Origin of the sequence: Bradyrhizobium sp. JR4.3 (assembly GCF_040547695.1) — a bacterium.
GTDB classification, from domain to species: Bacteria; Pseudomonadota; Alphaproteobacteria; order Rhizobiales; family Xanthobacteraceae; genus Bradyrhizobium; species Bradyrhizobium canariense.
Map to the genome: position 1 here is coordinate 61111 of NZ_JBEPQF010000022.1, position 13031 is coordinate 74141.

At 64.7% G+C, this 13031-nt stretch carries 12 protein-coding genes; 3 read left to right on the forward strand and 9 right to left on the reverse strand.

Annotation, left to right across the window (positions count from 1 at the left end; all coding sequences use genetic code 11):
• Window positions 1-130 precede the first annotated feature (130 nt).
• Complete coding sequence (locus tag ABIB91_RS28665; protein ID WP_007593600.1) at window positions 131-418, reverse strand: hypothetical protein; 288 nt, start codon at window positions 416-418, stop codon at window positions 131-133.
• Between the two features lie 54 nt (window positions 419-472).
• Between ABIB91_RS28665 and ABIB91_RS28670 the strand changes: the two genes are divergently transcribed.
• From ABIB91_RS28670 to ABIB91_RS28680, 3 genes are all read left to right on the forward strand, one after another.
• A complete protein-coding gene (locus ABIB91_RS28670) occupies window positions 473-1885 on the forward strand; it encodes a CoA transferase (protein WP_354169513.1) in 1413 nt (470 codons plus the stop codon).
• Window positions 1886-2030: 145 nt separating this feature from the next.
• Window positions 2031-3275, forward strand: coding sequence for an efflux RND transporter periplasmic adaptor subunit (locus tag ABIB91_RS28675; protein ID WP_007593598.1), 1245 nt, complete (start codon window positions 2031-2033; stop codon window positions 3273-3275).
• A 35-nt stretch (window positions 3276-3310) separates the two neighbouring features.
• The gene (locus ABIB91_RS28680; protein WP_007593597.1) at window positions 3311-6427 is read left to right on the forward strand and encodes an efflux RND transporter permease subunit; all 3117 of its coding nucleotides are present in this window, start codon (window positions 3311-3313) and stop codon (window positions 6425-6427) included.
• A gap of 6 nt (window positions 6428-6433) precedes the next feature.
• On the opposite strand, the gene ABIB91_RS28685 is transcribed toward ABIB91_RS28680, so the two are convergent.
• The 8 genes from ABIB91_RS28685 to ABIB91_RS28720 all read right to left on the reverse strand — a co-directional run bounded on the left by ABIB91_RS28685 (window position 6434) and on the right by ABIB91_RS28720 (window position 12818).
• A complete protein-coding gene (locus tag ABIB91_RS28685) occupies window positions 6434-7060 on the reverse strand; it encodes a LysE family translocator (protein WP_354169511.1) in 627 nt (208 codons plus the stop codon).
• A 201-nt stretch (window positions 7061-7261) separates the two neighbouring features.
• Complete coding sequence (locus ABIB91_RS28690; RefSeq protein WP_354169509.1) at window positions 7262-8224, reverse strand: amidohydrolase family protein; 963 nt, start codon at window positions 8222-8224, stop codon at window positions 7262-7264.
• Window positions 8225-8278: 54 nt separating this feature from the next.
• The gene (locus ABIB91_RS28695; RefSeq protein ID WP_354169507.1) at window positions 8279-8836 is read right to left on the reverse strand and encodes a P-loop NTPase family protein; all 558 of its coding nucleotides are present in this window, start codon (window positions 8834-8836) and stop codon (window positions 8279-8281) included.
• Between the two features lie 51 nt (window positions 8837-8887).
• The gene (locus tag ABIB91_RS28700; protein WP_007593593.1) at window positions 8888-9238 is read right to left on the reverse strand and encodes an addiction module antidote protein; all 351 of its coding nucleotides are present in this window, start codon (window positions 9236-9238) and stop codon (window positions 8888-8890) included.
• The gene (locus ABIB91_RS28705) at window positions 9238-9438 is read right to left on the reverse strand and encodes a type II toxin-antitoxin system RelE/ParE family toxin (RefSeq protein WP_354127636.1); all 201 of its coding nucleotides are present in this window, start codon (window positions 9436-9438) and stop codon (window positions 9238-9240) included. The genes ABIB91_RS28700 and ABIB91_RS28705 overlap by 1 nt, the downstream gene beginning before the upstream one ends.
• 154 nt (window positions 9439-9592) lie before the next feature.
• On the reverse strand, window positions 9593-10990 hold the full coding sequence (locus ABIB91_RS28710) for a TolC family outer membrane protein (RefSeq protein ID WP_007593592.1): 1398 nt from the start codon (window positions 10988-10990) through the stop codon (window positions 9593-9595).
• Between the two features lie 220 nt (window positions 10991-11210).
• Complete coding sequence (locus ABIB91_RS28715; protein WP_354169504.1) at window positions 11211-11990, reverse strand: enoyl-CoA hydratase; 780 nt, start codon at window positions 11988-11990, stop codon at window positions 11211-11213.
• A 162-nt stretch (window positions 11991-12152) separates the two neighbouring features.
• On the reverse strand, window positions 12153-12818 hold the full coding sequence (locus ABIB91_RS28720; protein ID WP_354169502.1) for a hypothetical protein: 666 nt from the start codon (window positions 12816-12818) through the stop codon (window positions 12153-12155).
• Window positions 12819-13031: the final 213 nt, after the last annotated feature.

The following is a 13031-nucleotide window of genomic DNA, read 5'->3' on the forward strand; positions in this document are numbered from 1 at the left end:
CAAACCTTCGTTGCTGTGCGATGTTGTGGCCAACGCGCATTTCAACAACATTCGACCGGGGTAATGGGTCCTGGCTTTCGCCAGGACGACATCCTGCGTGCGTTTGATTGCGTCGTTCAATCGATCACCCTCACTCCGGTGCCGCGCCCACCGGTGGGCCGCCGGGCGGGCGATGCAGGAATGTCAGTGAGACGTAGGCGCCGGCCCAGGAGCCGATCGCCGCGAAAGCCACATAGAACGCATTTTCGGTGTAGCTGATCACGGCGTAGGAGGAGAGCATGTACCAGACCGCGCTCCAGTTCGCCGCGGGCACGCGCTTGCGCGCGATCACCGCCGAGGTGAACATGACATAGACCGCGTCGGTGGCTGCCGTTGCGATGAACACGGCGCCTGCGGTGAGGGGATCGATGGCGGCCATTGCATGTCCTTGTGTGCTAATGCGATGATCGCAAACTAAGGGGAGAGAAGGGTCATGCAAAGCCCCACAGAGATTCTCAGTGGCATCTGGACCTCCGCCGGCGGTGACGCCGCCGCGCTCGCGCGCGTGCGGCTGACGGGCGAGGAGCCGCAAATCCCGTCCTCGTTTCGCGTCGCAATTGCCGGCCAAACGACGATCGCAGCCGCCGGCCTTGCTGCCGCCGAAATCTGGAGATTGCGCAGCGGCGAGGCGCAGGACGTTAGCGTCGACCTGCGCCATGCCGTCGCCGAATGCCGCTCCGAGCGCTACTTGCGCGTCGACGACAGGCCGCCGCCGCCGGCCTGGGACGCCATCGCCGGCGTCTACAGAACCGGCGACAACCGCTTCGTCCGCTGCCACACCAATTTTCCGCATCATCGCGACGCCGTCTGCAAGGTCCTCGGCTCCGAGCCCGAGCGCGAGAAGGTGCAGGCCGCATTGATGCAATGGAAAGGCGAAGATTTCGAGACCGCGGCCTACGCTGCGGGCGGCGTCGTTGCCCTGATGCGCTCCTACGACGAATGGTCGACGCTGCCGCAGGCCCGCGCGCTCGCTGAATTGCCGCTGGTTTCGATCGAGAAGATCGGCGAGGCCCCGCCAAAGCCGTGGCCGCAACGACCGCCAAAAGGCGATCGCCCGCTCGCAGGTCTGCGCGTGCTCGATCTCTCGCGCGTCATCGCGGGCCCCGTCGCCGGCCGCACGCTTGCCGCGCACGGCGCGGATGTGCTGCTCGTGTCAGGCCCCGCGCTGCCGGCCATTCCGTGGCTGACCATCGACACCGGCCGCGGCAAGCTCACAACCTTCATCGAGCTGAAGAGCGAGGCCGGCAGAGCGCAGATGCGCGCGCTGTTGAAGGACGCCGACATCTTCTCGCAAGGCTATCGGCCGCGCGCGCTCGCCGCTCTCGGCTTTACGCCGGAGGACGCGGCGAAAATCAATCCCGGCATCGTCTACGTGACGCTGTCGGCCTATGGCCATGCCGGTCCCTGGGCGGAACGGCGCGGCTTCGATTCGCTGGTGCAGACCACGATCGGCTTCAACCATGCCGAGGGACAGGCTGCCGGCATCGATGGACCGAAGGAATTGCCGGCGCAGATGCTCGACCACGCCACCGGCTATCTGATGGCGTTCGGCGCGATGATGGCCAAGGCCCGCCAGGTCCACGAAGGCGGCAGCTGGCACGTGCGCGTGTCGCTGGCGCAGACCGGGCGCTGGCTGTGGAATCTCGGACGGCTCGAAAATGGCCTGAACACCCCGGATATTACGGGCGAGGCCGTACATGCTGCATTCATCGAGAGCATGCCATCTGGCTTCGGCACGTTGAAGGCGGTGCGCCATTCAGCGCTGCTGTCGAAGACGCCGGCGCGATGGAGCCGTCCGGCGATGCCGCTCGGCAGTCATCCGGCAGAGTGGCCGGTGACAAGCTGACGTGAAGCAGACGTGTCGCAAATTTTTAACGCAAACCGAAAGGCGCCCGGCGTTTTTTAGGTTGTTTGAAATCACAATTCGGCACTATTAGCGCGATCGATGAAGCGGGCATCCGCCGGTATCATCGCAGACATGACCGGGCCCCATGGTAGTTGAAAATACCAAGCGATTGCAGGTGCTTACAAAACAACGGGTGATTACATCCGTAGTTTTACTAGCTCTTGCCGGTGCCGGGGCCTACGGCTTCCTCTATGCGGGAGCCAAGGAGAAGAGCCACTCCGAGATCTCCAGCCAGTCGCGCAGGAATGCGCAGAACTTCACGCCGACGCCGTCGGAATGGGCGACGCTGACGATCGAGCCGGTCAAGGCCAAGACCTTCCGCGCCGAGTATGTCACCGAGGGCAAGGTCGCAGTCGACGAGGACCGTTCGACGCCGGTGTTCTCGCCTTATGCGGGCCGGGTGACCAAGCTGCTCGCCAAGCCCGGCGAGGTGCTGAAGCAAGGTCAGCCGCTGTTCACAATCGAGGCCGCCGACACCGTGCAGGCCCAGAACGATTTCATTGCGGCGATGAGCTCGCAGAACAAGGCGAAGTCGGCGATCGATCTTGCCGACATCCAGTTCAAGCGCGCCAAGGACCTCTACGAGGGCCATGCCATCCCCCTGAAGGATTATCAGCAGGCGGAAGCGACCCAGGTTCAGGCGCAGAACGACATGCGCTCCTCGGCGACCGCGCTGGAAGCCGCGCGCAACAAGCTGCGGATCCTCGGCTTCACCGACGAGACCATCAAGGCGTTCCAGGACAAGGGCGTCATCAATCCGGAAGTCACGATCTATTCGCCGATCGCGGGCACGGTCGTGCAGCGTAAGATCGGCCCCGGCCAGTACGTTAATTCGGGCGCCAGCGATCCGGTCTTCGTGGTCGGTGACCTCTCCTCGGTCTGGCTCACCGCCTTCGTGCGCGAGAGCGATGCGGCTGCCGTGTGCGTCGGGCAGGACATCAGCGTCAACGTGATGGCGCTGCCGGGCCGCCCCTTGACCGCCAAGGTCAACTACGTCGCCGCCGCGATCGATCCGAGTACCCGCCGCCTGCTGGTCCGCGCCACCATCGACAACAAGGACGGTCTGCTGAAGCCGGAGATGTTCGCCAACGTCACGATCTATTCGTCCGGCGACCGCGCCGCGCCGGCGGTACCGAAGCAGGCCTTGATCTACGAAGCCGACAAGGTCCGCCTTTGGGTCGCACGCGAGGACAAGTCGGTGGAGCTGCGCGAGATCAAGATCGGTCTCATCAATGGCAACCTCGTCGAGGTCACCAGCAATCTCAAGCCCGGCGAGCAGGTGGTCACCAAAGGCAGCCTGTTCATCGACCGCGCCGCGTCCGGCAGCTGATTGACGGGCCGGAAAAAGACAAGCTGAAGACCTGAATGGATCGCCTCGTCGCCCTTGCCGTCAACCGGCGCTTCCTGATGGTCGGGATGTTCGTCGCCGTGCTCATCGGCGGCCTGATCGCGTTCAACCAGCTCAACATCGAGGCTTATCCCGATCCGACCCCGCCGATGGTCGACATCGTGACGCAGAGTCCGGGGCTGTCGGCGGAGGAGATCGAGCGCTACATCACGATTCCGATCGAGACCCAGGTCGCGGGTCTGAAGAACCTGACGACCATTCGCACCATCTCGCTCTACGGCCTCTCCGACGTCAAACTGCAGTTCTCCTTCGCCTACACTTATGACGAGGCGTTGCAGCAGGTCTTGAACCGCCTGGCGCAGCTCGCTCCACTGCCCGGCAACGTGCAGCCGCAGATCTCGCCGCTCAGCCCGATTGGCGAGATCTTCCGCTACCGTCTCGTCGGTCCGCCGAACTACAGCGTGCTCGACCTCAAGACCATCCAGGACTGGATACTCCAGCGGCGCTTCCGTGCCGTGCCCGGCGTGATCGACGTCACCGGGTGGGGCGGCAAGAGCAAGACCTACGAGCTCCAGGTCGACTTCAACAAGCTGGTCGCCAACGGCCTGACGCTGCCGCAATTGCTCCAGGCGGTCGGCAATTCCAACGTCAATGTCGGCGGCAACACCGTCAATATCGGTCAGCAATCGGCGGTGGTGCGCGGCGTCGGCCTGATCCGCTCGATCGACGACCTCGCCAACACGATGGTCTCGCAGACCAACGGCAATCCGGTGCTGGTCAAGGACGTCGCCACCGTCACCGTCGGGCAGAAGCCCCGTCTCGGCATTGCCGGCCTCGACGAGGCCGACGACATCGTGCAAGGCATCGTCCTGATGCGCCGTGGCGAGCAGAGCTCGCCAACCATCAAGCGCGTCCACCAGCTCGTTCAAACCATCAACGAGTCCAGCATCCTGCCGCCCGGCGTGCGCATCGAGCGCATCTACGACCGCGGTGACCTGATTGAGCTCACCACCCACACCGTGCTGCACAACATGGTGGTCGGCATCTTGCTGATCGTGCTGTTGCAGTGGATCTTCCTCGGCGATCTCCGCAGTGCGCTGATCGTCGGCGCCACCATCCCGTTCGCGCTGTTCTTCGCGGTGATCATCCTGGTGCTGCGCGGGGAATCGGCGAACCTGCTGTCGGTCGGCGCGATCGATTTCGGTTTGATCGTCGATGCCACCGTCATCATGGTGGAGGCGATCTTCCGGCGCCTGACGCAGACGACGCCGATGTCGGAATCCGAGCAGATGTCGTCCGAGACGCTGTTCGGCATGAAAAGCCACGCCATCCTCAGCGCAGCGGCCGATGTCTCCCGTTCGATCTTCTTCGCCGCGGCGATCATCATCGCGGCCTTCCTGCCGCTGTTCACGCTCTCCGGCGTCGAGGGCAACATCTTCGGGCCGATGGCGCGCACCTATGCTTATGCGCTGGCCGGCGGCCTGCTTGCGACCTTCACCGTCACTCCGGCGCTGTCCGCGATCATCCTGCCCGCGCATGTCCATGAGACCGAGACCAGGGTGATGCTTATCCTGCATCGGATCTACATGCCGGTGCTGCATTGGGCAGTCGCCAACCGCGGCATCATGCTCGGGGGCGCGTTCGGCCTTGTGCTGATGACGGTTGCGCTCAGCCGCTTGCTTGGCCTCGAATTCCTGCCGAAGCTGGAGGAGGGCAATCTCTGGATCCGCGCCACGCTGCCGCCGACCATCTCGCTCCAGGAAGGCAACTCCTACGTCAACGAGATGCGCAAGGTGATCCGCGCGCGGCCTGAAGTGGAATCCGTGGTGTCGCAGCACGGCCGCCCCGATGACGGCACTGACGCCGCCGGCTTCTTCAACGCCGAGTTCTTCGCGCCGCTCAAGCCCGCGAGCCAATGGCCCGGCACCCGCGACAAGGAAGAGCTGACTGCGCAGCTGCTCAAGCAGCTCGACGATCGCTTCCCCGGCGTCGAGTTCAACTTCTCGCAATATCTCCAGGACAACGTCTCCGAAGCCGTCTCCGGCGTCAAGGGCGAGAACTCGATCAAGCTGTTCGGCAGCGATCTCCAGGCGCTGACCGACACCGCCAACAAGATCAAGTCGGTGCTGGCAACCGTGCAGGGCGTCACCGATCTTGCGGTGTTCACCTCACTCGGGCAGCCGACCATCCAGATCGACATCAACCGTGCCAAGGCCGCGCGCTACGGCCTCGCGCCGGGCGATATCAACGCCACCATCAAGGTCGCGATCGGCGGCGACACCGCCGGCGACATCTACGAGGCCGGAAGCGACCGCCACTTCCCGATCATCGTTCGTCTTGCGCCGGAATTCCGCAGGAGCGCCGAGGCGATCCAGAATTTGCGGATCGGCGCGCCCGGACCGAACGGCACCGTCACGCAGATCCCCCTGAGCGAGGTCGCCACCATCAGCCTCGTCTCGGGTGCGGCCTACATTTATCGCGAGCAGCAGGAACGCTATCTGCCGATCAAGTTCTCGGTGCGTGAGCGCGACCTCGGCAGTGCGATCCGAGAGGCGCAGCAGAAGATCGCCGATCAGGTGCAGCTGCCGCCCGGCGCGCACATGGATTGGGTCGGCGAATTCGGCAATCTCCAGGACGCGATCCGGCGATTGTCGATCGTGGTGCCGATCTCGCTCGCGCTGATCGGCGTCCTGCTCTGGTTCAATTTCGGCTCGATGACCGACACGCTGCTCGCCATGAGCGTGATCCCGATGGCGATCTTCGGCGGCGTGCTCGGTCTCTTGATCACCGGCACCGCCTTCAGTGTCTCGGCAGCGATCGGCTTCATCGCGCTGTTCGGCATTGCCGTGATGGACGGCATCATCATCCTGTCGCAGTTCAACCAGCTCATCGAAGAGGGCATGGACCGCATGAGCGCGGTGATACGCACCGGCGAATTGCAGCTTCGGCCGGTGCTGATGACCTGCGTCGTCGCCGGCATCGGTTTGTTGCCGGCCGCGCTGTCGGAAGGCATCGGCTCGCAGGTGCAGAAGCCGCTCGCGGTGGTCGTGGTCACGGGCATGATGCTGGCGCCGATCGTGATCCTGGTGACGCTGCCGGTGCTGATCTCTTTCTTCTCCCGCCGCGCACGCTGACGCCAATCACAGCATTCGCTGCGCGATCCGCACCAGCATCACGGTGCCGAGGCCCAGCAGCATCAGGCTGGCCAACCGGCTGCTCATCGACAGCATGCGCGGCGTCAGCCGTGACCGCGCCGTTGCCACGATCGTGCTGAGCACGGTCCACCAGATCGCGGAACCGACGAAGACACCGGCGATCAACGGGGCTGCCGCGGCTTGCATTGAAAAGGCGTGCAGCGCAGCCAGAAACAGGATGACGGTCAGCGGATTGGTGAACCCAAGCGCGATGGCGCTGAGATAGGCGCGCGCCAGACGTACGTTGTCGACGTCGTCGGTCGTCTGGAGCGCGACCGAGCCGCGATGGGTCCGGATCGCGAACCACAGCAGCGTGAGCGCCGAGACGATGCCGAAGCCGGCGGCATTGGCCTCGACCCAGGGCTGTGCCAGTGAGTCTAGTCCCAAAACCGCGAGGGCGCTGTAGGTGAGATGCACGGTCGCGGCGCCGAAGCCGGTTGCGAGGCCCGTGGCCATGCCTGATGCCAATGTGCGCTGAATGCACAGCATGCCCATCGGGCCGATGGGGGCGGCGACGGTGAAACCAATTCCAATGCCGGAAAAAAGCGCGGCAAGATAATGCGATAAAGGCATGCACCCGCACGAACAAATGAAATCTGTGCGTGTGCGTAGCCCCGAAAAAGAATCACCGCCTCAACCAGAAGGGTGAGAAACGAACGAGGGCACAAACACGTTCGTGTGAGTCCAACGAGTTTGTGCCTTCGCCGACAACAGTTCCACGCCTCACTATGGAACCGTGTCGCGGTCGTTGAACCGAATTGCGCTTGGCGCGACTCAGAACCCGTAGAGTTGCGCCGGGTTGTCGACCAGGATCTTCTTGCGCACATCCGCATCCGGCGCCCATACCGGAAGCTGGTTGAGCAGGCGGCCGTCGTCGATCTGGTAAAGCGGTGCGATGTCGGTGGCTTTGCGTCCCTCGACACGGCTCGAGTCCGGGTGCGGCCAGTCCGTACCCCAGACGACGCGGTCCGCATTCGCTGCGATCAGTGCGCGCGCATAGGGCGCCATGTCCTGATAGTCGGGCGCGAGCTTCGAGGAGCGATAGGCGCCGGAAATCTTGACATGGGCCTTGCCGGATTTCACCAGCGCGACCAGGTCGGCAAATCCCGGTTGCTCCAGCCCAAGCGAAGCCTCGAGGCCGCCGAAATGGTCGCATACAACGGGTACCGGTGCCGTCTCGACGAGGTCCTTGATCGCCGAGATCATGGGCAGCGTGGTGTAGAGCTGCACGTGCCAGCCGCGCGCCTTCATGCGCTCGACGGCGGCGGTGAAGCGCGGCCGGCCGACATTGGGATCATTGACGCCGCCGGTCGCGAGATTGAGGCGGACACCGCGAAAGCCGTCTGCATGCATCGTGTCAAGCTGGGCCTCGGTCGTTTTGTCGTCGATCACGGCCACCCCGCGCGCGGCCGCGCCACGCGCCTTCATGCCGAACAGCGTCGAGGAATTATCGGTGCCGTAGACACTCGGCGTCACGATCACCACGCGCTCGATATGCAGCGCATTGTGCAGCGCAGCCATTTCTTCCGGCGAAGCCGGCTCTGGCGTGTAAACGCGGCCGGCAAAAAATGGAAACTTCTCGACATCGCCATGGATGTGGGTGTGGCAGTCGCAGGCATGCGCCGGGACGTCGAAATTAACCGGCGTCGCGGGCTGCGCCGCGCGGGCGTGGACTTTGCTGGTCATGGCTACTCCGGCGGCAAGAGAGGCAAGCAGAACGCTGCGTCGATCGAGCATGGTTTCTCTCCCCTGTTTTTATTATTCTGGCAGTGGCGTCGCGACAGTATCACATCAGCCTGGCAGCCGCTGCGCTTCGCTGCATAGCTGTTCGACGAGGTCCGCAAGCGGGCGTGAGCCGTCGACGCGCAGGACCGGGCAGGGCAGCTTCGCGAGCCACGCCTCATCTTTTGCGAGGCTGCGGCCGTCGCGATCGCTTGCTTCGTAGTGCGAGGCCCAATCGACGAACGACTCTGCCTCCTCATGACGCCAGCCGCCCTGTGCGACGGCATCCGCTCCGAAATGCGTAGCCTCGCGGCCACGCAGGCGCTGCAAGCGAAGCTCGCGCGGCGTCCTCACAAAGACGACGAGATTGAAAAACGAGACGAGCTCGTCGCCCCAGCCGGTAATGGTTCCGCTCAGCACCCAATCGAGACGCGGCAGAAACATCTCGCGCATCAGGCGCAGACGCTCGGCGGCGGGGCGCGTGGTCTGGTAGGGCGGCGCGGTCGGCAGCCAGAAATAATCATCGCTGTCGTGATGCGGCAGCGCAAGCCTGCCGGCGAGCGCGCGGCCGATCGTCGTCACGCCGGAGCCTGAAGCTCCCATCAGATGGATGCGGCGGCTTTTCATGTTCAGATCCTGAGACTGCCCGAACCGATTGCGCGGGTGCGGCGCGCTCCCTCACGCCGCTCGACGGCGCTTCGACATTCGCCCGCTTGTCGCGGGTTGGGCGGACAATGTCAGGCCTAACGCTCCGACAATGCGCATGACCGTGCCAAACTCAGGATTTCCGGTCTCTCCGAGCGCCTTGTACAGACTCTCGCGGTTCAACCCGGCTTTCTTCGCGATCGCGCTCATCCCGCGCGCGCGAGCGACAAGGCCGAGTGCGTCGCGCACGAAATCAGGATCGCCGGTCTCTAATGCGGCCGCAATATAGGCGGCCTGACGTTCTTCAGTGTTGAGATAGTCGGCAGCGTCGAAACGCGTCGTCCTGGATGCCGCCTTGACCGTCGTTTTCGCTGCTTTTGGCATCACATTGTCTCCGCCAGTTGCTGGGCTAGCTTGATGTCGTGTCGCTGCGTGCGCTTGTCCCCGCCACACAGCAGGATCACAATCTGCGTTCCGCGCTGCACATAGTAGATCCGATAGCCCGGTCCGTAGTCGATGCGCATTTCCCGGACGTTGCGACCGACGCTCTTGCTGTCGGCGAACGCGGGCAGTGATCCGGGCAACCGCGCTGGCGTCCTTGAGGCGGGTCAGCCACTCCGAAAAAATGCTCGGTTTGCCCCACCTCGATCATGAGGTGCAAATGTAGCCCATGGGCTACAAAATGTCAAAGGAGGGTGGCGTGCCTGGGCGGTGGAGAGCCCAAAGGCGTTGCGGAAACTACTGCCCGGACGGCGTGCGCAGGCCGTGCCAGGCGTCACGGACCTGCTGGTAGTGCACCTCGGGCAGATAGTCCGGCGTGTTCAGGCTCAAGGTCTTGACGTCGAGATGGCCGACGGCGCTGAGCAGCGTATAGGACGCGATCACGCGGTCGCGGTTGGCGCCGATCAGGCGGGCCTTGGCCTGGATCAGATCGGCCTGCGAGTTCAGCACATCCACCGTCGTCCGCTGTCCGCCGGCGGCCTCGCGCTGCACGCCCTGGAGCGCGACGGTCGCCGCCTTCACTTCGGACTCCGATGCCGAGACCGCGATCTTGGCGCCTTCATGGACAACCCACGCGCTGACCGCCGCCGTGCGCGCCTGGTTGCGCACCTGGTCGAGCACGAGCCGGCTCTGCGCCGTGATCTCCTTGGCCTGCCGGGTCTGTGCGGCGGCTTGGCCACCGTCGTAGATCGGCACGGTGACATTGGCGACGATCGAGGCCTGATCTTCGGCGAAGGTGCCGAGCGTCGGGTCGTTGTTACGGCTCTTGCTGGCGCTGCCCTGGACGCTGGCGCTCGGCAGCAGCGCGCCTTCGGCGACGCGGATGTTGGTGGAAGCGACATCGACGTCGAAGCCGGCGGCCATCACTGCCGGGTGCTGGCGGATCGCCATCGTCAACGCGTCTTCACGGCTCTTCGGCAGATAGCGGTCGACGACTTCGGCAGCGCGAAGCTGCGACGGTGCATTGCCGATCACCTGTGCGTATATCGCCTGGCTCACCGCGAGCGCGACTTCGGCGGCGTTGAGATCGGAGAGCCCGCGGTTGAGCCGCGCCTCGGCCTGGGCGCTGTCGGTCGGCGTGACGTCGCCGGCGTTGAGGCGCCGTTGAGTGACCGAGAGCGTTTCGCGCAGGAAGGCGACGTTGGAGCGCTGCGCCTCGACCAGCGATTGGTTGGCGAGCACGTTGGTGTAGGCGGTGACCGCGTCGAGCAGCACGCCCTGGCCGACGTTGCGCAGCGCCTCGCGGCCCGACTGCACCTGGAGTTCGGCGGCGCGCACGTTGTTGGCGGTGCGGAAGCCGTTGAACAGGGTCTGCGTCACGGTGACGCCGATGATCCACGGCTTCAGATTGGCGGTCTGGATGGTGTTGTCGGGCAGCAGGTTGCGCACCGATTGCAGCCCGGCGCTGAGGCTTGCCACGATCTGTGGCCGGTAGCCCGCGAGCGCCTGCGGCACGTTCTCGTCAGTGGCGCGTTGCCGCGCGCGCTCGGCATTGAGCTGCGGATTGGTCTGGTAGGCCTTGGCGAGCGCCTCCGGCAGCGCTTCCGCCCGTGCGGCGGAGGGCAGGGCGCAACAGAGTGCCAGCGTGGTCCATGTCGCTAGCACAGGAGCCACGCCCGATCGATGCCGCGTCATCACGTGACCAGCTCTGGCGGCACGCCCAATCATGTAATCCCGCAAATCCCGGCTGTCCGCCCCCGCCGACGGCGGCTCTCTTAACTGTTTAACCAGCCGAGGTCCCGCAGGCAAACTGCCGCGGGGGAAACCCCCATCTATTCCGTGCTTGTTGCAGGTACATCACAGGGATTCTGCGGGAAAGCGGCAGAGCCTTACACCAGCCTGACCGTTCGCCTCCTTACCGGTTCTTGTTCACCGGCTTGCGCTTCTCGATGAACGCCGCCATGCCCTCGGTGCGGTCCTCCAGCGCGAAGGTCGAGTGGAACAGGTTGCGCTCGACGCTCATGCCCTCGGCGAGCGTGGTCTCGAAGGCGCGGTTGACCGCTTCCTTGGCCATCGCGACCGCGGGCCGCGACATCGCGGCGATCTTCTCGGCCGCGGCCATCACCTCTTCCATCAGCTTGTCGGCCGGAACGATGCGGCTGACGAGGCCGCTGCGCTCGGCTTCGGCTGCGTCCATCATGCGGCCGGTGAGGCAAAGGTCCATCGCCTTGGACTTGCCGATCGCGCGGGTCAGGCGCTGGGTGCCGCCGATGCCGGGGATGGTGCCGAGCGTAATTTCGGGTTGGCCAAATTTGGCGGTGTCGGCGGCGATGATGAAGTCGCACATCATCGCGAGCTCGCAGCCGCCGCCGAGGGCATAGCCCGCGACCGCGGCGATCGTCGGCTTGCGGCAGCGCGCGACCCGATCGCCGCCGATCGCGGCAAAATCCTCCGAGAACATGTCGATGAAGCCTTTCGGCTGCATCTCCTTGATGTCGGCGCCGGCGGCGAACGCCTTCTCGCTGCCGGTCACGACGATGCAGCCGATGGCGTCATCGGCTTCGAGATCGTCCACTGCCGCGGCGATCTCGCGGAAGACGCCGAAGGAGAGTGCGTTGAGCAGCTTCGGCCGGTTCAGCTTGATGATGCCGACCGCGCCTTTGCTTTCGACGATGATGTGTTCGAACGTGCTCATGCTCCACCCACGCTTTTGGTTGAGCGGGCAATGTGCCCGCTGACGCGGTGGGCTTCAAGAGGCGCCAAAGCCACCGGAGCAGGAACGGCCGGAACACGCGGCGAGATGCGCGTTCCGGACGAGGTCCCGCGGGTCGGCGATTAGGCCAAAATCAAGCCAAAGTCACGCCATGAACATGCGCGCGGCGGAGGCCAGCGTCAGCAGCGTGCCGACGCCGATGAAGATTTTTCCGATCAGGGAGCTCTGGTCCCAGGCCGAACTCTGTTGGCTGCTTGCCATCACCGGCGCCGGACGCGGCTGCGCGTCGGTTGCGGCGATCACCGCCTTCTGTGCCGGCGCGCTGTCCTGTTGCAGGGCGCGGTCGATGTCGTTGAGCTGATCGGGTGCGACGACCTGGCTCTCGGCGTTCGGGGTGGCGGTGTTATCGGCCGCGGCCTGGACGTTGTCGTTGGCCCGGCCCGTCATTGCGGAGGCGGCCGCCGCGGTCGGCGTATCGGCGGCGGCGAGCTGCGCATTGGCGTTGGCGACTTCCGGCGGCATCTGGCTCGAGGCCGGCGCGTCACGGTTGTCGGCCTTCGCCTCGTCGGCCGTTGCCGTAGCGTCCTTCTTGTCGGCCTTGTCGTCGGATTTTTGCGCCGTCTTGGCGCTGTCGCGGTGGCGCGACGTGTGACGCCGCTGCTTGCTCGGCTTGACCTCGTCCGCCTGTTTGCCTGCGCTGTCCGACTTGCTGCTAGCGGCTGAACTCGGCGCCGCCTGTGCAACGCCCCCAAACAGCACGAAAAGCCCGGCCAGGAGAATCAGGGCCGCGCGCCCGCTGGCTTTCATCATGTTGACATCTCCCCAAGTCCGCCCGTCCCGGGAGCGAACAGAGACCCTGGGGCGTGACCACAGCGGGGCAGAAAATGGGAATCTTCGGGCCACACCGGGCAAAAGCGCGGCAAACGATTGCCTTCCCGATCGGCCACGGGGTGCGGACGGGACCGATCGGTGTTATGAGCCGTCCCGGAACTTGATGGCCGTATAGGTCGCGTGGCCGAGTAT